General features: G+C 42.1%; 21 protein-coding genes. 2 read left to right on the top strand and 19 right to left on the bottom strand.

Annotated elements, in window-relative coordinates; translation table 11 throughout:
• Positions 1-9: 9 nt before the first annotated feature.
• From HMPREF0556_RS11425 to HMPREF0556_RS11405, 5 genes are all read right to left on the bottom strand, one after another.
• Entirely contained in the window at positions 10-1,605 is a 1,596-nt protein-coding gene (locus HMPREF0556_RS11425; RefSeq protein ID WP_003758749.1) for a CTP synthase, read from the bottom strand.
• Positions 1,606-1,875: 270 nt separating this feature from the next.
• Positions 1,876-2,379, bottom strand: a complete 504-nt coding sequence (rpoE, locus tag HMPREF0556_RS11420) for a DNA-directed RNA polymerase subunit delta (RefSeq protein ID WP_036105852.1) — start codon at positions 2,377-2,379, stop codon at positions 1,876-1,878.
• 380 nt (positions 2,380-2,759) lie between these two features.
• A complete protein-coding gene (argS, locus tag HMPREF0556_RS11415; RefSeq protein WP_003758745.1) occupies positions 2,760-4,430 on the bottom strand; it encodes an arginine--tRNA ligase in 1,671 nt (556 codons plus the stop codon).
• Positions 4,427-4,879, bottom strand: coding sequence for a YwiB family protein (locus tag HMPREF0556_RS11410; protein ID WP_003758743.1), 453 nt, complete (start codon positions 4,877-4,879; stop codon positions 4,427-4,429). The genes argS and HMPREF0556_RS11410 overlap by 4 nt, the downstream gene beginning before the upstream one ends.
• A gap of 74 nt (positions 4,880-4,953) precedes the next feature.
• Complete coding sequence (locus HMPREF0556_RS11405) at positions 4,954-5,604, bottom strand: site-2 protease family protein (RefSeq protein WP_003758741.1); 651 nt, start codon at positions 5,602-5,604, stop codon at positions 4,954-4,956.
• 60 nt (positions 5,605-5,664) lie between these two features.
• On the opposite strand from HMPREF0556_RS11405, the gene HMPREF0556_RS11400 reads away from it, so the two are divergent.
• Positions 5,665-5,850, top strand: coding sequence for a 2-hydroxymuconate tautomerase (locus tag HMPREF0556_RS11400; protein ID WP_003758739.1), 186 nt, complete (start codon positions 5,665-5,667; stop codon positions 5,848-5,850).
• A 31-nt stretch (positions 5,851-5,881) separates the two neighbouring features.
• On the opposite strand, the gene HMPREF0556_RS11395 is transcribed toward HMPREF0556_RS11400, so the two are convergent.
• Both HMPREF0556_RS11395 and lipL read right to left on the bottom strand, forming a co-directional pair.
• Positions 5,882-7,201: an HD domain-containing protein gene (locus HMPREF0556_RS11395; RefSeq protein WP_003758738.1), complete on the bottom strand. Its 1,320-nt coding sequence runs from the start codon at positions 7,199-7,201 to the stop codon at positions 5,882-5,884.
• Between the two features lie 16 nt (positions 7,202-7,217).
• Positions 7,218-8,063 (bottom strand): lipoyl-[GcvH]:protein N-lipoyltransferase, encoded by an 846-nt coding sequence (gene lipL, locus HMPREF0556_RS11390; protein ID WP_003758737.1) that lies wholly within the window; start codon positions 8,061-8,063, stop codon positions 7,218-7,220.
• A gap of 217 nt (positions 8,064-8,280) precedes the next feature.
• Here lipL and HMPREF0556_RS11385 point away from each other — a divergent pair, with 217 nt between their 5' ends.
• Positions 8,281-10,020, top strand: a complete 1,740-nt coding sequence (locus HMPREF0556_RS11385) for a glycosyltransferase family 2 protein (protein ID WP_003758734.1) — start codon at positions 8,281-8,283, stop codon at positions 10,018-10,020.
• A 45-nt stretch (positions 10,021-10,065) separates the two neighbouring features.
• Here the strand turns inward: HMPREF0556_RS11385 and HMPREF0556_RS11380 are convergent, their stop codons facing one another.
• The 12 genes from HMPREF0556_RS11380 to HMPREF0556_RS11325 all read right to left on the bottom strand — a co-directional run bounded on the left by HMPREF0556_RS11380 (position 10,066) and on the right by HMPREF0556_RS11325 (position 19,979).
• Positions 10,066-10,257 (bottom strand): hypothetical protein, encoded by a 192-nt coding sequence (locus HMPREF0556_RS11380; protein WP_115345989.1) that lies wholly within the window; start codon positions 10,255-10,257, stop codon positions 10,066-10,068.
• Between the two features lie 16 nt (positions 10,258-10,273).
• Positions 10,274-10,609, bottom strand: coding sequence for a YxeA family protein (locus HMPREF0556_RS11375; protein ID WP_040486787.1), 336 nt, complete (start codon positions 10,607-10,609; stop codon positions 10,274-10,276).
• 165 nt (positions 10,610-10,774) lie between these two features.
• On the bottom strand, positions 10,775-12,388 hold the full coding sequence (locus tag HMPREF0556_RS11370; protein ID WP_050777041.1) for a peptide ABC transporter substrate-binding protein: 1,614 nt from the start codon (positions 12,386-12,388) through the stop codon (positions 10,775-10,777).
• 163 nt (positions 12,389-12,551) lie between these two features.
• The gene (locus tag HMPREF0556_RS11365; protein ID WP_003758725.1) at positions 12,552-13,169 is read right to left on the bottom strand and encodes a DUF1648 domain-containing protein; all 618 of its coding nucleotides are present in this window, start codon (positions 13,167-13,169) and stop codon (positions 12,552-12,554) included.
• Between the two features lie 18 nt (positions 13,170-13,187).
• Entirely contained in the window at positions 13,188-13,823 is a 636-nt protein-coding gene (locus HMPREF0556_RS11360) for an isochorismatase family protein (protein WP_003758723.1), read from the bottom strand.
• Positions 13,820-14,347 carry a dihydrofolate reductase family protein gene (locus tag HMPREF0556_RS11355; RefSeq protein WP_003758722.1) on the bottom strand — a complete coding sequence of 176 codons (528 nt, stop codon included), beginning with the start codon at positions 14,345-14,347 and terminating at the stop codon, positions 13,820-13,822. Before HMPREF0556_RS11355 ends, HMPREF0556_RS11360 begins: the two co-directional genes overlap by 4 nt.
• A gap of 3 nt (positions 14,348-14,350) precedes the next feature.
• A complete protein-coding gene (locus HMPREF0556_RS11350; RefSeq protein WP_003758719.1) occupies positions 14,351-15,370 on the bottom strand; it encodes a zinc-binding alcohol dehydrogenase family protein in 1,020 nt (339 codons plus the stop codon).
• 114 nt (positions 15,371-15,484) lie between these two features.
• Positions 15,485-15,715, bottom strand: coding sequence for a hypothetical protein (locus HMPREF0556_RS11345; protein ID WP_003758718.1), 231 nt, complete (start codon positions 15,713-15,715; stop codon positions 15,485-15,487).
• 70 nt (positions 15,716-15,785) lie between these two features.
• Positions 15,786-16,682 (bottom strand): cation diffusion facilitator family transporter, encoded by an 897-nt coding sequence (locus HMPREF0556_RS11340; RefSeq protein WP_003758717.1) that lies wholly within the window; start codon positions 16,680-16,682, stop codon positions 15,786-15,788.
• 80 nt (positions 16,683-16,762) lie between these two features.
• Positions 16,763-17,563 (bottom strand): Cof-type HAD-IIB family hydrolase, encoded by an 801-nt coding sequence (locus tag HMPREF0556_RS11335; protein WP_050777040.1) that lies wholly within the window; start codon positions 17,561-17,563, stop codon positions 16,763-16,765.
• 51 nt (positions 17,564-17,614) lie between these two features.
• On the bottom strand, positions 17,615-18,421 hold the full coding sequence (proC, locus tag HMPREF0556_RS11330; protein WP_003758715.1) for a pyrroline-5-carboxylate reductase: 807 nt from the start codon (positions 18,419-18,421) through the stop codon (positions 17,615-17,617).
• A gap of 82 nt (positions 18,422-18,503) precedes the next feature.
• Positions 18,504-19,979: an MDR family MFS transporter gene (locus HMPREF0556_RS11325; protein ID WP_003758714.1), complete on the bottom strand. Its 1,476-nt coding sequence runs from the start codon at positions 19,977-19,979 to the stop codon at positions 18,504-18,506.
• Positions 19,980-20,015: the final 36 nt, after the last annotated feature.

The following is a 20,015-nucleotide window of genomic DNA, read 5'->3' as shown; positions in this document are numbered from 1 at the left end:
CTTTTTATTTTATTTTGCTAAAGTTGCTCCAATAAATGCATTGAACAAACTTTGTGGTCTATTTGGACGCGAGATCAATTCAGGGTGATATTGACAAGCAACAAACCATGGATGATCTTGTAATTCCACTACCTCTACCAAACGACCATCTGGGCTAGTCGCGGAAACGACCATTCCAGCCTCTTCCATTCTTTCCCGATATTCATTGTTAAATTCATAACGGTGACGATGACGTTCTTCAACTAAAGATTTACCATACGCCTCAGAAGTTTTTGTTCCCTCTTTGATACGGGCAGGATATAAACCTAAACGAAGTGTTCCGCCTAGATCCTCGATATGCTTCTGTTCAGGAAGTAAGTCGATGATGTTGTAAGGTGTTTTCGGATCGATCTCTGCCGAATGCGCTCCTTCCAAGCCAAGCACATTACGGGCAAATTCAACTGTTGCCAGCTGCATTCCCAAGCAGATTCCGAAGAACGGCACTTTATTTTCACGTGCATATTGGATCGTTGCGATCTTCCCTTCAATCGCTCGGTCGCCAAAGCCGCCGGGTACCAAAATCCCATCTGCATCTTTCAAACGTTCTTTCACGTTTTCTGCTGTGATCAATTCGGAGTCTACCCAGTCGATATCGATGTCGACATTATGGTTGAATCCAGCATGACGCAAGGCTTCTGCCACGGATAAGTAAGCATCTTGCAAGGAAACATATTTCCCAACTAATGCAATCTTCACTTTCGTCGATAAGTGCATGACTTTATCCACAAGTGCTTTCCACTCTGTCATATCCGCTTCCGGAGCTTCTAATTCTAAATGACGCAATACGATATCGTCCATTTTTTGTTTCTGAAGGGAAAGCGGCACATTGTAAAGCGTGTCTTCATCGCGGGATTCAATAACTTCCGAAGCCTTGATATCACAAAACAGCGCGATCTTTTCTTTCATTTCTTGAGAAACCGGTTGTTCCGTTCTAACAACAATAATGTTCGGCTGGATCCCCAAGCTACGCAGTTCTTTTACACTATGCTGGGTTGGTTTTGTTTTCATTTCACCCGCTGCTTTGATGTATGGGATCAGCGTTGTATGGATATAAAGTACGTTTTCCGCACCAACATCCCCTTTGATCTGGCGAATTGCTTCTAAAAACGGTAATGATTCGATATCTCCAACCGTACCGCCGATCTCCGTAATGATGATATCTGAATCCGTCATCCGAGCTGCACGGAAAACCCGATCTTTCAACTCGTTTGTGATATGCGGAATGACTTGAACCGTTCCACCAAGATAATCTCCACGACGTTCTTTTTTGATTACTTCCGAATATACCTTACCAGTAGTCACATTGCTGTACTTGTTCAAATTGATATCAATAAAACGTTCATAATGCCCCAAGTCCAAGTCGGTTTCGGCACCATCGTCCGTTACAAAAACCTCACCATGTTGGTAAGGACTCATTGTCCCTGGGTCCACATTGATATATGGATCAAATTTTTGAATAGTTACACTTAGCCCGCGATTTTTGAGTAAACGCCCTAATGAAGCAGCGGTGATCCCCTTTCCTATCGAGGAAACTACTCCACCTGTAACGAAAATATACTTTGTCATTTAAAAATCTTCTCCTTCCTGTTAATGAATGTAAGAATGCTTACTCTTACTGGGGAAGAACTGCCTTCGATAACAATCCTAATACATTTATTGATACAATAACAAAAAAACTCCGCTTACTTCAAACAAGTAAGGGAGCAATGATTTAACCGTATACGTTGTCCCTATAAAAGGGAGCCCAAATAAAATACTACCCATTATGCTAAGAGAAGTCAAGCCTTTCTTGAAACATAAATAAAAAAGCCCTCTCCAACCGCGGAGAGGGAACACTTATTTGTCTTCTGGATCTTCTGTATAATCGCCATCCGAGTAATCATCTTCGACTGTTGCCAGATCGCCTTCGATTCCATCTGGTAATTGATCCGTATCATCATCGTCGTCATCCGTAAGCGCTTCGCTTAGAGAGATCGATTCTTCGCCTAATTCGCCAACTACATCTTCTTCGACAAATTCTTCATCGTCTAATAGATCGTCTTCTGCTACAGGAGAAGTTTGTGTTTGTACTTCCTCATCGATCGCATCGATCGGGTACCAAGAACGTAGTCCCCACATGTTATTTCCTAGAGAAATAAAATTACCGTTGATATTGATATCTGTATAAAACTGTACTAAACGATCTTTGATTTCATCATCATTAAGTCCTACAAAGTCTTGAACTTCTTTCGCTAATTCCGGGAAAGAAATGACTTCTTTACGTTCTTCTAAAAGATGGTGTGCAATTTCAATCAACGACAATTCACTGCGTTGTTCATCTGATAAATTAGTGTAATCCAAAATTGGCACGTCCTTTCTATATGCTCTATCTATAAAATTATTCATTTATCCTATAAATTATCTAACTTCCCTATTTTACATGGAAACCTCACGGAATACAACTACATATTTCATTCTCACCGCGACTTTAAAATTTGATACGCAACATAAAAAACTAAAATTGCAATCAAAAGTATTGGTATAGAGCCAAGTTGGTAGTTATACAGCATGTAGACTGCCACACATAAAAATAGAAACAGCACTGTTAAGATTATGATTCGCTTCATTTTTTTAAATCTCTCCGTTTGAAATCCATCTTTTGTAACTAACTTTAGTATCTTTCAGGCACAGTGTCAAACACTAACCATTTCGGAAATTGTTTGACACTGCATTTTTGTTATTTACATTTTTTCTGGAGCAGATACTCCTAAGAGTTTCAAACCATTGCGTAGTGTGACTTGCGCAGCTTTGATAAGCGCTAACCTTGCTTTTGAAATATCCGCTTCATCCGGATTCAATACTTTATTTGTATTGTAAAAGCGATGGAACGCTGATGCTAGATCATTTAGATACCTTACGATCCGATGCGGCGCACGCTTAGCAGCTGCTTCAGCAACTACATCGCTGAACTCGCCCAGCACTTTCAGCAAATCGATCTCTGTCTCTGTTTGCAGCAAGCTTACATCCAGACCATCACTGACCACAATCCCCTGTTCCTCTCCGGAACGCAAGATGCTGGAGATCCGAGCGTGCGCGTATTGCACGTAATAAACCGGATTTTCATTGGAAGTTGCTTTCGCCAAGCCCAAATCGAAGTTCATGTGGGTATCTGAGCTACGCATCGCAAAGAAATAGCGGACTGCATCCAGCCCCACTTCTTCCACTAAGTCTCGCATGGTAACAGATTTACCAGTTCGTTTGCTCATTTTGACTTGTTCGCCATTTTCATAAAGATGTACTAATTGAATGATTTCTACTTCCAATTGTGTTGGCGCATAACCAAGCGCTTCGATCGCACCGCGCATTCTCGGAATGTAACCATGGTGATCGGCTCCCCAAATATCGATCAAGATATCGAAGCCGCGCTCCAATTTGTTTAAATGATAGGCAATGTCCGGCAAGAAATAGGTATACGAACCGTCTGTTTTGATTAAAACACGGTCTTTATCATCGCCAAAGTCCGTCGTACGCAGCCATGTTGCACCATCTTGTTCATAAACGTAGCCATTTTTGCGAAGCACTTCCAGCGTTGGCAAAATTTTATTTTCTGCGTATAGTGATGATTCCGAGAACCAATTATCAAATCCTACGCGGAATGCTTCAAGGTCTGTGCGCAGCTTAGCCGTCTCAAAAGCTAATGCTTCGGTACGGAAAACATCGCGGCGTTCTTGCTCCTCCGCTTCGATATACTTGTCGCCGTATTTTTCAAAGAGCTTATTCCCCAATTCTTTGATATCAACACCATGATACCCGTCTTCTGGAAATGGCTTATCGATACCGCACGCTTCAAAATAGCGAGCTTCTGCAGATAGAACTAAGTTATTGATCTGATTTCCGGCATCATTGATATAGTACTCTCTGGAAACATCAAAACCTGCTGTAGAGAGAATGTTGGCTAGAGAGTCTCCGATCGCTGCACCACGGGCATGTCCCAGATGCAAGTCTCCTGTAGGATTAGCCGATACAAATTCAAGCTGGATCTTTTGACCTTTACCAAAATCAGACTCGCCGTAGCTGTCGCCTGCTTCCAAAATAACAGGTACCAATTCAGTAAGATACGCATTGTCAACAAAAAAGTTGATAAAACCTGGACCAGCCACATCGATCTTACGAATCAAGCTATCTTCAGTATCGATTTCTTTGATGATCGCCTCTGCGATCTGTTTGGGTGCCTTTTTCGCTACTCGAGCCAGCTGCATTGCGATATTAGTAGAATAATCACCATGCTGCTTCTCCTTTGGCACCTCTAATAAAATATCAGGAATCTCGCTTTCTGATAGTCCTAACGCTGCCACCGTTGCAGCCTTGATCTGCTCGATCAGCTGTTTTTGACTTTTTTGAATGACATTCATGCTTTATCCTCCTCAATTTTCAATGTAACCGTATAGGAACCGATCGGCTCCGCTTGACTTAATAAATCATATTGAAAACTCATGTTTCCTAAAAATAGCGCTTCTCCTGTTTGGTAATCCTCTTGAAAAGAAAGCAATTCCGTTTCAAAAGCGATTTTTCCCGCACCAGTATTCACATGAGCATTGCTTTTATTTTTATTTTTCAAAAAATGCATTCGCATAGAAACGGCGCCGTTCCGCAGCAACAAAAGTTCTCGTGCCGAGCTTTTCCAGACAGTCCGAATACTTCCCGCTTCTTGCTTCTCTTCATATTGAAGGTAATAGGCATTGTTTTCCTTGTAAAAAACGCCTGAAACCGACATTTCCGTTTGCTCTTCCGCATCCATTTGTCTGATGACCGTCAAGACTTGGATCTTAACCGGAATACGTTCCATTTGTTCATTTGCCATGCCATTCAAACCCCTTTCTGACAGAAGAATAGACGAGTTCCATTATAGTGAAATTTTCGTTAAAAAGCAACCTGTCAGCCGAGGAGCGTCAAGAAGAAATGCATCATTCCTTCAAAAATCCCCGGAATGAGATAACTAAAGATTGGTGTGATCGTAAAATTGGCAATCGGCGTAAGTGCGATCACGAGTAAAATCAAGATCGAATACTGTTCCACTGGCTGTAGTTTTTCCCGAGCAGACAATGGCAGGAATTCTACCAAGATCTGATAACCGTCCAGCGGAGGAAGAGGAATCAAGTTAAAAACGAATAATACGATATTCAACTGGATAAAGATATTCAAAAAATCTGTGAATATATTGTTATAGAGCATGCCGCCATTGCTGACGATCAGCACATAAATGATCACTCCGATAGCTGCCAGCAAGAAGTTGCTGAGTGGACCGGCAAGCGAAACAAGAATGCTGCCCCACTTGCGGTTCCGTAATTTAAAGCGATTGACCGGTGTGGGTTTTGCCCAGCCGAAGCCAACGATGATGATCATCAGCAAACCGAAGATATCTACATGCTCCACAGGGTTGATCGATAACCGACCTTCTCGCTTTGCCGTATCGTCACCGAACCACAATGCGACCGCAGCATGCGACCATTCGTGGACGGTAAAGGCGATTAAGATCGTGATGATGACATAAGGTATTGTCTCTAATGGGTAGGCTAAAAAATGCAATTGAATTGCTCCTTTGCGATGATTTTATGATATAATAATTGCTAAAATGAGGTGATTAAGATGCCATTTGTTACGATCAAATTTTTAGAAGGCCGCGATGATAGTCAAAAGAAAGCTCTCGTCGAAGAAGTGACCGAAGTTGTTTCTAAAAACCTAAAAGCTCCAAAAGAAAACATTCATGTATTTTTAGAAGAAATGAGCCCTACTGATTACGGGGTGGGCGGCGTTCGCAAGTCTGACAATTAAAAAACAAGCTAAGCTGCGGGATTCTCGCAGCTTATTTTTGTTCATGCGCATGTAGCAACGCAATGATCGCTTCGGCAACTTCTGTTTCAATATTGCCGCTTTCGATCAGGTCTTTCGGATAATATAGTTTAATATCTGTCTTGCGCTTTTCTCCCAAGACCTCAACGATCGGTGATTCCGTGGAAAGCTCATGCAGATCGCCATTCGCCATCAGCAATTGGATCGGCGCCTTCATTTCTTCATCATCCGGTAGATAGTTGTCGTAGGGAAGATCACTTGAAAAATCGATGACTAAATAATAATTTGGATCGATATCCGCTTTTTCCAGCAGACCTTTTAAGCGGACGTACAAGTCAGCATCTTCTGTTTGATTATAATCAATGTAGCTGAGCAGTCTTCGATTCAAGAAGCGCTGACATAGATCACTTAAAATGGCATCCTTCTCCTGTTGCCATTTCGCAAAGTAATACATCAACACGACATCGTCCAGCTCCACATACGTTTTCAGTGGCACTTCCTCATCGCTGAAAAATGGCAAGATCTCCCGCGGCTCCATTTGAAATTCAAACCCACCCTCATAAAGGGCCTTCACTCGTTCTAAGATTTTCCAAAGCAGCACTTCCGCACTCCGACTGACCGGGTGGAAATAAACTTGCTGATACATTTGATAGCGGCTGAAAATATAATCTTCTACTGCATGCATGCCTGAATATTTGATAATGATCCCATTTCCATCTGGACTAGGCCGCATAACACGCAAGATCCGCTCCATATCAAATTGACCGTAGCTTACACCGGTATAATAGGCATCTCGCAGTAAATAATCCATTCGATCCGCATCGATCTGACTCGAAATAAGCCGGACCATCGTTTGGTTAGGATGCGTTTTGGCAATGACAGAGGCGACTTCGTACGGAAATTCAGAGCTTACTCGCCTTAATACCGCACCCACTTCCGTTTCACCAGTAATGATCGCGCGGGTAAAAGCTTCATGATCGGTCGCAAAGACTTTTTCAAAAGCATGGGAAAAAGGGCCATGTCCGAGGTCATGCAACAAGGACGCACAGAGCGCCACTATCCTGTCTGTTTTGCTAACTGGGTAGTCAGTAGCAAAAGTAACGTCGATCACCCTTCTGACGATCTCATACACGCCTAGAGAATGATTGAACCGACTATGCTCGGCTCCATGAAAAGTCAAAGAAGTGGTTCCTAATTGATGTATTCGACGCAAACGCTGAAATTCCTTTGTTGCGATCAGATCCCAGATGATTTGATCATACACATGTACGTAGCCGTGGACCGGATCTTTAAATACTTTTTCTTTTTTTAATTTTTCTCCAAGATAATCCAATTAGCGCCACTCCCTCCTATAAATTTTCCAATACTTTTTCATTTCTTTTGATCAATCGTTCGTAATAAGCAGGAAATCGATCTAATTCCGCTGCATTCAGTGGACTCGACGTCAATTTACCCGCGTAAGTATGTATCGTTTGCAGAACTTTGATCAACACCGCGTTGATGTCGAGCGGCTCGCCAAGTAGCTCCGACAATGTCCCCATCACGTTTGGATCGACTTCCGGATATTCATATTTTGTTTGTTCCTTGCTACCGCTGATTTGGTAAAATGTCCGGATCAATTCAGAGCGAGCCTGCTGATTTCCTGCTACGCCTAAATAGATTTGCACGGCTACCCCTTTAGCCATTCTACGCTGGGATATCCCGGCAAATTTCTTATCATCGATGCTTAAGTCAAAACTGCCTGGGCAATAAGAATGCTTGATCTCTTTTGCTTCGATCCTGTCAGTCTCTGCTGCGAACATTTCCTTCACGAGCGCAAACATCGCTTCATAACCTCGTTCGATCGCGATCCCGCGTTCGACATCCGGTAAGATCATCGAGAGGTTAAGGACATCTTTATCTAACACGACTGCCAACCCTCCGGAATTACGGACAACGACACGATATCCTTCTTTTTGTAAATAAGCGATACCTTCTGCTATATGCGGTAGCTTGGAATCCTGGATCCCTAGCGAGATCGTTTTTTCATGCACCCAAGCTCTTAACGTTGGAGGCGCCAAATGAGAACCTACTGAATAGCAGAGCGTATCATCGGTAGCAAAGGACTGGATGGCATCGAAAGCTAGCTGAACAGTGCTGTGATCCACAAAGCGCCACTCGGACTGACTCAGAAGTTCGTGATTTTCTTTCTCCATGATTTCTTTCCTCTCTTTTGCATTTTCTTTTTGTCATTATAGCATAGAGTTATAGACAAAACCCCCATTTGACACCATTCTAAAATTATTCTTCACAAAACATTATCATTTCTCTTTATTGTAATGTATACTTCTAATTAGACATTTCACAAATTACACTATTTGAAATAGTAAAACTTTTCAAATAGCATTAATCCAAAGCAAAGGTTTTGATATTATGATCAGCAACAAGAGGTTTACCATTGGCATTGCCGCATACAATGCAGAAGCTTTTATTAGTGAAGGGTTGGAATCCATCGCTAATCAGCAATTTGATTTATCAAAGGTAGAGGTTCTCATCGTTGACGATTGCTCAACGGATAAAACAATAGAGATAATCGAACCCTACCAACGAACACTTGATCTTCGCTTGATAAAATTACCGGAGAATTCCGGGGGACCAGGCAAGCCTCGTAATACCGTGATCAAAGAGGCGCAAGGAGAATTCATTCTCTTTTTAGATGCTGATGACTACCTTCATCCAGATCTGCTTCGGGATGCAGAAACGATGATCGAAAATCACCAGTCAGAGGTTCTTTTATTCAAAATGAAAGGTGTAAATGGTCGGGGCGTCCCAAAATCGATGTTCCAAGAAACTGCTCCAGCGGTGGACTTGGTAGCATCCAAGATCATTTACACATTAAGTCCGACAAAAATGTTTCAAACCAAGCTGCTTCGCGAGCACAATATCTACTTCCCTGTCGATCTTAAAAGTGCCGAAGATCAGTTATTTACGATGCAGGCTTACTTACAAGCCAAAACGATCTCTGTATTGGCTGAGAAAGATTATTACTACTTAGTAACGCGGGAAGGCGACCATATGAGCGCTGCATATGTTGCTCCCGACAAGTTCTATCTAGTCATGAAAAAGATCATGCAAGCGATTTATGAAAGCGACCGTGAAAATAAAGATAGCATTGCCGCCGTATTTGTGAAACGTCATTTTATGCATTCTCGAACTACAAATTTCACACAAAAAATCGCCGATCCCCAAGAAAAAACAGAATGGTTCGCCCAATTAAATGATTTTGCTTTACAGATTCCCACTACTGTCGATGAGCACCTACCCGCCAATCTGCAAATATTGTTATCCGCAGGGCGCGCCTTGGATCTCGCTGCCTATGAAGACTTCGAATATCGAATCACCAATCAGTTATTTGATGCTTTCACTGTGAAAGGTACGCAGATCTTTGGACAGATACAAACTGCTCATGGATTGGGAGAACAGAATCTCAACGCTTATATCAAACCAGTCATTTCCATTACAAAGTTCGATTTAGATGCAGAACGGCTTCAATTGGAGATCGAGCTGGGGGATATGATCAAGGGACTTCATTTCCAGCCGGAAATCTTGCTCTATGACCGTAACAAAACAGAGCAGATCACGATCCCGCCACAAAAGCAACACGGCAATCGTACATTTATCTTTGATATTACCTTTGCCGAGCATGCGCAATTACTCGTCCAGAAAAAAATTTGGGATTTCTTTTTAACACTTCATTTTCAGCGTTTCAAGCTCACCAGACGAATCGGAAAAGTGCGAGAACCTTATCCCTATTCCCAAAAAACCAGTATCCTGACTACCCATGCAGCTGTTCAGAAAACGATTCGTCCCTATTTTACGGAAAATGATTTCCTATCGTTGCAGGTCGCTGATGCAAAACATATCAGCGCCACTTGCCAAGAATGGAGACCGTTTAAAAAACAATGTACACTTCAACTAAACGGCGCACCGTATAAATTGAACGCTGCTGTTACACTGCAATTGCAAGACAAGAAATTTCCGGCAGTAATCATCCAAGCAGAAGAATCTGCAGATGCTACTGTCATCCAACTACAGCTCAACAAACGTTGCTGGCAAAAAGCGCATCCCACACACATCGAACTCTCGCCATTATTGCGCTTGCCTATTCAATGAAAAAACAGCAGCCTCCTGTATACTCAGGAGGCTGCTGTTACTCGTTCAATCAAAAAATTGATCCGAATGTCTGCGGTTGTTCTGGTGATACCAGATCCGGTAAAGTCCGAAACAGATCGCTGCCAAAATGACTATCGGGATAATAACTGAGAACAGCTTTCCGATCAAATGCAGCGCGATGTTAAATCCGATCAATACCAGAATAATAGTGACAATGATTTTTAAAATATGACGCATAACGTTTCCTCCGTTTCTATTTTTCATCTAAATATTGAACTGTGCTGCCACCTTTATCACTCATCGGCGTCGCATTTACTAATAAATTATTTGCTCGGATAATTACCTTGTAGCGTTTATTCCGCTCTAAACTCTTACTACTCAAAAATTCAATTGTTTTTCTTTCTCCATTGCGATTCATACATCTTTCTTTAAATAAGTATCCATGGAAATTATTGCGGTGAATGGGTTTCCCTGCTTTTTCAACCGCTATGTAATAAGTATCTGCGGAAGCAGCAGGTGTTTGAAATTCTACAATAAAAACCGTGATGATAAGTAGTGCTGTCAACAGACCAAGTATCCCTTTCTTCAATTTCCTCACACCCTTTTTGTTGTTATCCTTATTATAGCTAATAAAGAAAACAAGCAGCGAACGGCTTCCGACTGAAAAATAATACTCCTTGAGGCTGATTTCTAAAAATTGCTTTTCACGAAAAAAGCGAAAGAATACCTTTTTCAGATTTTCTTTCGCTCATTTTTATTTTTTCACGATCCATTTGTAATTTTCAGCACCGATCGGATAAGTCACATAATCCTGCAAGTTATCTTTTTGCAAGTATGCCCGGCCACCTTGATAAAGCGGGATCAAAACTGCATTATCTTTTATTAGGATCCGCTCAGCCTGCAGTAAAGCGGTCCAGCGTTTTTCAACATCATTAGACAGCTTACCTTTCGCGCCTAGAACCAGCTTGTCGTATTTCTCGTTCTCGAAGCCAGTATGGTTACCTGGGCTATTGGTAATGAACAAGTTCAGATAGGTCAGCGGATCTTGATAGTCGCCGCCCCAACCGCCAAGTAGAAGTTCAAAGTCTTGAGTAACATCTGCTTTGAAACTTGCTTGGGTCGGAAGATTACGAATCTTGATCTTCAAGCCTGGTAAATTATTTTCCAACTGTGATTGGATATACTCGGATTGTTTCTTATCAAGCGACGTATCGCCAGTCGTTAGCGCTAGGGTCAGCTCTTTTTTGCCAAGCTCTTTCAATCCTTTTTGCCAATGCTTTTTAGCACTGTCTAATTGATAACCAAGTAGGTCGCCGTTCTCTTTGCGGAAATCTTCTTTTGTTTTCGGATCAAACATGATTCCTGCTGGCACATTGCCGTCTAAAGGCTTAGAACCATCTGCCAAAAGCTTGTCGACCATTGTTTCTTTGTCGATAGCCGTTGCCAGCGCGATTCGGATATCTTTGTTGGCAAGCACTGTTTTCTTGCCGTCTTTCCCTTGGTTCATTTTCATGTAGATCGAACGCCCTGTAGCAATGCGATGGAAAGCTTTATTTTTTTCGTATTGCTTTACAAAATCACCGTCCAGCGTCACACGATCTAATTTCCCAGTCGTATATAAATTTAAAGCGGCATTTGTATCTTTTACAACAGTTACGTGGATTTTCTTAGTTTTTACATTCTTCGCATCCCAATACGTATCGTTTTTCACATAATCCCAAGTAAGATTGGTTCCATTCCAATTATCTAATTTGTACGGACCGTTGGAGATCAAATAACGACTCGCTGTTGCATAACGATCGCCTTGCTTTTTGACATAGGCTTTGTTTTGCGGAAAAAACGTACCTGTCGTAAGCAATTCTTTGAAAATCGGCACCGGATTTTCCAGATCGACACGCAGTGTTTTCTCATCCAATGCTTTTACACCTAATGTATCGGGATCTTTTTTACCCGCTAATATTGGAGTAGCATTTTTAACGATTTCTTCCATTTGCGGGCCATATGCCGCAGCGGTCTTCGGATCAACTACTGTTTTCCAAGCATATTCAAAATCCGCGGCAGTTACCGGATCGCCGTTCGACCAGTTTGCATCTTTTCTTATTTTAAAAATGTATGTTTTACCATTGTTTTCGATTTTCGGTTCTGCTGCTGCGAGCGCTAGCTGTGGTTTTCCTTTTTTATCTAAGCGATACAGACCTTCAAAGATTTGATTGATCACTCGGAAGCTCACACTGTTATCGGCAAGTGTGGGACTAGCACTAGGTAAGGCACTTGTTTCCATAATGTTGACAACTTGAGCTGGTTTATTCGCTTTGTTACTTTGTGTTGTATTTTTACTTTGACATGCAGCAAGTACAACTAACATCATTATCGCTAGGATACTGATGTAAAACCCCTTACGTTTAAACAAATTGAATTCCTCCCTTATTTGATTGCGCAGTATATAAAAAGAAAATGACGGACGCTTCCATAAAAGCAAATATCCGTCATCATTATAAACAAAACTGTACCAGTTGTAAACAAAAACTGTATTATTGTTTTTTATTTAAATAAACACCTGAACCAAAAACTACTAAACTGATAATCAAAAAGAGCACAATGAAAAACAAACTCGGGTCGGTCGGGCTCAAAAATACCCGCAAGAAACAAATCACACCTGCCACGGTGAGCGTACTGACCGTAATGTCTTTCAGGCGATTTCGCGCCCAGGCATCTACTTTTTTAAAGCCGATCAGCGTTAAGAATTTAAAAAAATTCTTTGAATGCAACAGATAATGCGCGATCAGCCACATAATAAGTCCAGCGATCGCCAAACTCATTTTCGCCGTCGTCAGATCATAGCCTAAGCTATACAAGATCACACTGCCCTGCATCACCGCCAAGAATACCAGCACCAAATAAAAACAATATTTGAATTCCAGCAAAATATCGCTTTTTACTTTCTCAATGCCGTAATACTCGGTCACTAAGAAAGCAAGCATCAAGATTGGAATGATAAGCAAGCCAAGCCATTTTTGAGCGAATGTATCCGGTGAGAAATCACTACCGAAATGGATAGCTATTTCTGCCGGCAACATCGGGTATGCGATCAATGTCATTACAATCACGATTATGAGTACGCCAGTTGGGAAATAACCGATCCGTTTCATTACTCTCACCTTCCTACTCTATTTAGCAAAATAAGCAGCAAGTTCCTCTCGGTTGTCGATCATTTGAATATTCTTTGTATGTAAAAAAGTTTCTTTTGTTTTCCCCGTTCCTTCTTCTGTCAAACCTCGCGTGGCCGGAAGATAAACTAGGACTTTAAATCCCGCCCGCTGCAACTGCCATACGGTCGTTTGCACACAATAATCAAATGCCAATCCACCCACAATGACACAGCCTACTTCGCGTTCCCGAAGAAATTCAATTACTCCTGTGCTTAGGTTTTCATGGATATCATGGTAACAAGCCCCATAAGGATGCAAGTCCGGCTCCATTCCCTTCCAGATATAATAGTCATATTCCGTAGGTCTTGGCAGGCCTTCTAGAGACTCGAACCCTTTTGTTCCTGGCACACAATGTTTTACCCAAGTCAGATCGGCTTCCGGATATTCCAACGGCTGCAACATTTCTTCCGGCGTTGCTACCGTCCATACTGCTTGATCGGGATGCGCATCTTTACTGCCGATCCGATAATCGGCAAAGCCAGCCATATACTCGAGTTCCGGTACAATGGTGTCGCCGCCAGGAACAGGCAGCTCTTCCGGGCATAGTGGCGTGAATCCTTTTTGAACATCGACATCAAAAGCGGCTATTTTCATTTTGCTTCCTCCTGATTGTGATAGGTCAGCTGGGCAAATTGTCCAAACTGACTTACTGCTTTCAATGTCAATCCGATACTGCTAGCGACATCGAACAGCGGGATCCCCTTCCCAAGCAAGATCGGCGCTACAGTAATGACATATTCATCAATCACTTTTTCTTTTAAAAATTGTTTGATCAAATCCGCTCCGCCGACCAGCCAGATTTTTTCACCTTCGATCGAATCCAGCCAATCTTCTGAGCTTCCTTTTACAAATTTAGCATGTTCATCTTCCGTATTTGCTTGCTTACTAGAAAAGACATATACGGCCTTGTCAGCATAAGGGAAAGCATCTGTTAAGGAAAATATCTGCTGATAGGTTTTCTTCCCCATGACGACTGTATCGATATTTTCAAAAAAAGCGGCATAGCCCATATCGCCATCTTGATCGACCTGGTCGAACCAAGCTACACTGCCACTTTCATCTGCAATATAGCCATCTAAACTCATCGCGATATAAAGTGATACGTGCTTTCCCTCCATAGCTTAGTCAAATCCTTTCACTACTAATTTCCCAACCATTTTGCCTCGTTCGACCTCTTGATGTGCCTCTCTCATGGTGGCAGCATTAATTGGATGAAGTACTTTTTTCACCGTTGATTTTAGTTTTCCCATATCAAAAAGTGCCCCCGCCGCTTGTAATATTTCATGTTGTCTAATTAGGTCTGGTGTTTGATATTTTGATCTGGTGAACATAGATTCATATACAAATGTCGCACTTTTATCTTTCAAAAGATTCATTTTCACTGGGTCACTCAATTCGACAATGCTACAGATTTTGCCTTGGGGACGAATCAGTTTCTGCATCGTATCCCAATATTGATATGTGTCATGCAAGCAAAGTATATAATCTACACCATTAGCAAAACCTAAATCTTGGAGTTGCTTCTCTAAGTCTTCACGATGATTGACGACATGCTTTGCGCCCATCTCTTTGATCCACGCTGCTGTTTCTTCTCGGGAAGCCGTACTGATGACTTCAAGACCTGCATAAGTCGCGAGCTGGATCGCCACCGATCCTACTCCACCAGCACCGTTGATGATAAGAATCGATTTCCCCTCATCTTTATCTTCCTCGATCCCCAAACGTTCAAATAACGCTTCCCATGCGGTGATCGTCGTCAGCGGCATTCCAGCAGCCTCTTCGATAGTCAGCGATTTTGGTTTATTCCCTACGATTCTTTCATCAATCAGTATATACTCCGCATTCGATCCTTGCCTTGTCACATCACCGGCAAAATAAACTTCATCTCCTGGTTTGAACAATCCAGCTTTTTCTCCGGTTTCTCGAACGACCCCGACGGCATCATAGCCAAGAATCCGTGGATTTGTTTCACGCGGAACCTCTGCCTTTCGCTGTTTCGTATCGACCGGATTAACTGACACAGCCAAAATTTCTACTAATAGATCATGTCCTTTAGGAGTTTCCGGTTTATCCACTTCTAGATCAAGCAGACTTTTCTCTGCTTCGATCGGTAAATGTTCATATAGTCCTACTGCTTTCATCACACAACACCTCTAATTTCTATTTTTCCCGCTTTTCTTGATTTGAAGCATTCATTTTTGAAAATATATTGAAAACCACTACTTATTTATGAGCTAAATAAGCAGCGGTCCCCCTTACCATTTGTACTTATGGGAACCTTCTTCATCTTCCCACTTTATTTTCCCGGACACATTGCCGCTCTGATGGAGCAGCAGCGCACGGGCACCTTTCTTAAATAATGGAATAGCAATCACAACGCCCACTAGCGTCAATGCCGCGATCAGGCCGAGCCCGATCAATCCTATACCCAGCGCTACAATAAAAGCTTTCTTTAGAAATCTTCCTAGATCAAATTCCTCAGACATGTGGCTCACTCCTTCCTTTATTGGTTACATAGTAACATGAAGAATCGGATGTAAGCGAGAGATTACCACTTTAATTACAATGGTGACACTGCTTCGAATGACTTTCCAATTGGATCGTGCTGTGTTCTAAGTGATAGTTGCTTTGTAGGTATTTCTCAATCTGCGTCAAAATCGATTCACGGTCAGCATCATCTGTAACTTTCACATGTGCCGTAAGCGCTGTGAAATCTGAAGTGATCGCCCATATATGGAGATCATGCACTTCCTTTACACCATTTATCGCAAGCATATCTGTCGTGATCTTATCCATGTCGATGCTAGTCGGTTTCCCTTCCATCAAAATATGGATAGAATCTTTCAAAATTCGGAAGCCGCTCACTAGTACAAGAAAGGAAACGATAACGCTGGCAATCGGATCGGCTAGATTCCAGCCGAAGAAAATGATGAGCAAAGCTGCAATAATAGCACCAACGGAACCAAGCAGATCGCCAAAGACATGAAGTAAAGCACTCCGCATATTCAGATTTTCATGACTTTCCCCGCGCATCAAAATAACCGCGACTAAAATATTGATTAGCAGACCGAGCACGGAAATAATCATCATTCCAGGCCCAATAACATCAGGTGGCGCAAAAAAACGGTGATAGGCCTCATAAAAAATAAATAATGCGATAATAATAAGTGCTAACCCATTTAAAAATGCTGCTAAGATCTCAAATCGTTTATAACCATATGTTTTCGATTGATCTGCCGCCTTTTCTCCAAATTTAAATGCTGCCAAACTCAATCCTAAGGCAACCGCGTCACTGAACATATGTCCCGCATCCGAGAGCAACGCCAGACTGTTGGTCAGCAAACCGCCAACTATTTCTGCAACCATAAAAACGGCAATCAATATAAAACTAAGGAAGAGCGATTTTTTATTCGCATTATGTGCATGATTATGGCTGTGATGTTCGTGTGCCATCCCACTTCATTCCTTTCTATTTTTATTATATGTATATATTAGCATATAAGCATTAATACTGCAAAAAAATTGCTAGGAACTTATTTATTCCCTAGCAATTTTTCTTGGATATACACACCGACGCCGCCACTTTCATTGTCCAACGTTACTTCGTCAGCTCGTTCTAATGTAGTCGGGATCGCATTGGCAACTGCAACACCGATTTGAGAAGCTTCTAGCATCCCAGCGTCATTTTCATTATCGCCAAAGGCTGCAGTAGTAGTCAAATCGATATACCCTTGCGAGGCTAAATAACGCAGCCCATTTTCTTTGTCGATACCTTTATTCATAATGTCCACTAAGTTGGAAGCTGAAGAAAGAACTGATAATGGTAATCCGCTCAACGCTTGTTTTATCGCTGCTTGTTTCTCTTTACTTTCCTCGATCACAAGGATCTTCAAAGGAAATTCGCCTTCTTTCAATTCAGCCAGTGGATCTGCGGAGATTGTAAGTGGAACTTGTTCATTTTCCGGCAATGTCTCATTCAGCTTGTCAAAAAAGGCAATCTTTCCTGATTTTGATGGCCCTAAAATCCGTTCTGTCGTATAAATGTGGAAGTCCAAGCCTTGCGCGTGGATCGTAGCCAACACTTCTTTCACTAGATCCAAGGAAATATCACTTTTATAAAGGATCTCATTTTTTGTAAAATCACGAATCAAACCACCATTACAAGAAATTACTGGTGTCGTGATATTCAATTCATGGATAAATTTCAAAATTGCTAGGTCAAGACGTCCGGTAGCAAGGAATAATTGGTTTCCTTCTGCCTGCCATTCTCCTAAAACTTCCTTATTCAACGGATGGATCGCATCCCCCGCCTTTAATAATAACGTACTGTCCATATCTGTGACAATCGTGTTTATGTTTGTCAAACTGGTTCCCCTCTTTCCCTATTATTGATCTTGTTCCATTTCTTTATCACGCTTGATCGTTGCCGCTACACTTTTCATTACTGTAGGGACAAAACTATTGTCCAGCAACGCATCTACGCCTGCAATCGTTGTTCCGCCCGGCGAACAAACTTTATCAATCAGCGGCCAAGGTTCTTCCTCTGATTCTAAGATCATTTTGGCACTTCCCAAAACGGTTTGAGCAGCGATCCGCAATGCTTTTTGTTTATTCATCCCAGCTTTTACAGCACCTCTCGCGATCGAATCCATATATAAGAACGCGAACGCAGGTGCACTTCCAGCAATAGCAGTAAAGATACTGAATTCTTCTTCTGACACACGTTCTACGGCTCCCACCGTTTGAAAAATCGCTTCCGCCTGCTGCAGCTGTGCTTCCGAAGTCGCATCATTTGCTGCGATACCGGACATTGATTCGCCGATGACAGCATTCATATTCGGCATGACCCGAATCGCAGGGACCTCTGCACCAAATTGTTCAGACAACCATGCAGTGGTGATTCCAGCAGCAATCGAGATCACTGGTATTTTTTTCGCTTGAACAGCCATGCAAATCTCAGCGACCACATTCGGAAATCCAACTGGCTTGACCGCAAGTACAACAATATCGCTTTCTTCAACCAGCGCTTGGCTCGATGCAACTCCTGTTACATCCATTTTTGCAGCATAAGCTTCTGTTTTTTCAGAATGATGGTTGTAAACGAATATGGACTTTTCTATTTCAGTATCTTTTTTCAACCCGGAAATGATTCCTGTCGCCATATTTCCTGTACCAATGAATCCTATCTTCATCCTTTAACATCCTTTCGCAAAAAGTTCTTCTTCTAATATAGCACAAAAAAAGAGCCAGAGCGGCTCTTTTGTTTGCTGATAACTATTTTTTGATGATTGCTTCTTTTTTACGGTCTTGGATAAAGAAGCTCAATATCAGACCCAGTACAGAGAAGATGACCGCAACCATGAAGGCTGCTTCCATCCCGCCTAAATTGGCATCAAGTGCTTTTTGAGCAGCTTGAGTCGGATGACCAGCCATCCACATCTTACTTGGCATATTGTTTTTCGTGACATTCGTTAATACAGTGATCAATATCGCCGTTCCGATCGAACCGGCAATTTGACGAATCGTATTATTCACGGCTGTACCATGATTGATCAGTTTTTCCGGCAAAGCATTCATTCCGGCTGTACTTACTGGCATCATGACCATTGCGATCCCTAGGAAACGAACCGCATAGAAAATCACGACGTACCAGATAGATGTATCTGCTTTTAAGAAAATAAATGGTATCGTTCCGCCCGTTAGAATGATCAGGCCGATAATCGTCAGCCAACGCGCCCCAATCTTATCAAAGATGATCCCAGTCACAGGGCTCATGATCCCCATTACAAGTGCCCCTGGAAGAAGTAATAATCCCGAATGGAACGCAGACTCACCAAGAATGTTTTGGGTGTAAAGCGGTAAGACGATCTCTGCTCCGATCATTGCCATCATGACGATCGAACCTAAGATGACGGACAACGTGAAAATCGGATAGCGGAAAACACGCATTTCCAAGATCGGATTGTCGATCCGCAACTGGCGCCATACGAATAGGAATGTAAATACAGCTCCCAAGATCAGCATCGTTACCACACCTGGATCAGACCAGCCATCGTTTCCAGCTGCACTAAATCCGTAGAGCAACGAACCGAATCCTAATGTAGACAAAACAATCGAGAAATAATCGATTTTTGTATTTTTAAGAATGACTACTTTTTTCATTCCGAAAATAGCCAAAATAATATCAATAACAGCAATCGGTATCAAGATGATAAAGAGGACATGCCAGTCATATGAATCAACGACCCAACCAGACAACGTAGGACCGATTGCCGGAGCAAAGGCAATAACCAGCCCCATCAGCCCCATTATGGCTCCTCGTCGTTCCCTCGGGAAGATCAGTAAGAAAATCGTTTGCAAGAGCGGCATCATAATACCTGCTCCAGCTGCTTGAATGATCCGACCAATCAATAAAGTAGAAAACGAACCCGAAATGGCCGCAATCACCGTTCCGATAGTAAATACTATCATTGCTGTAAGAAACAAGACTTTTGAACTTATCTTTTCAATCAATAAGGCAGTGATCGGTATCATAATACCGTTCGTCAATAAAAATGCAGTTGTAAGCCACTGACCAGTCGCCGCAGTTATATCCAGATCCTTCATGATTTTCGGCAATGCAGTAGCAAGTATAGTCTGATTCAATACGGCCACAAATGCACCGACGATCATCGTAACTACTAAGAAGGCACGGCTATAATTTTTACCGTTCACATCGACTGCTTGCTCTGTAGGTGTAGTAGTTGTCACAATTATTCCCCTTCCTTCTCGCAAATAGCGAATAAT

It is taken from the genome of Listeria grayi DSM 20601 (assembly GCF_000148995.1).
GTDB classification, from domain to species: domain Bacteria; phylum Bacillota; class Bacilli; order Lactobacillales; family Listeriaceae; genus Listeria; species Listeria grayi.
Note: the sequence above shows the minus strand (reverse complement) of the source record. Positions and strands in the feature narration are given on the sequence as shown.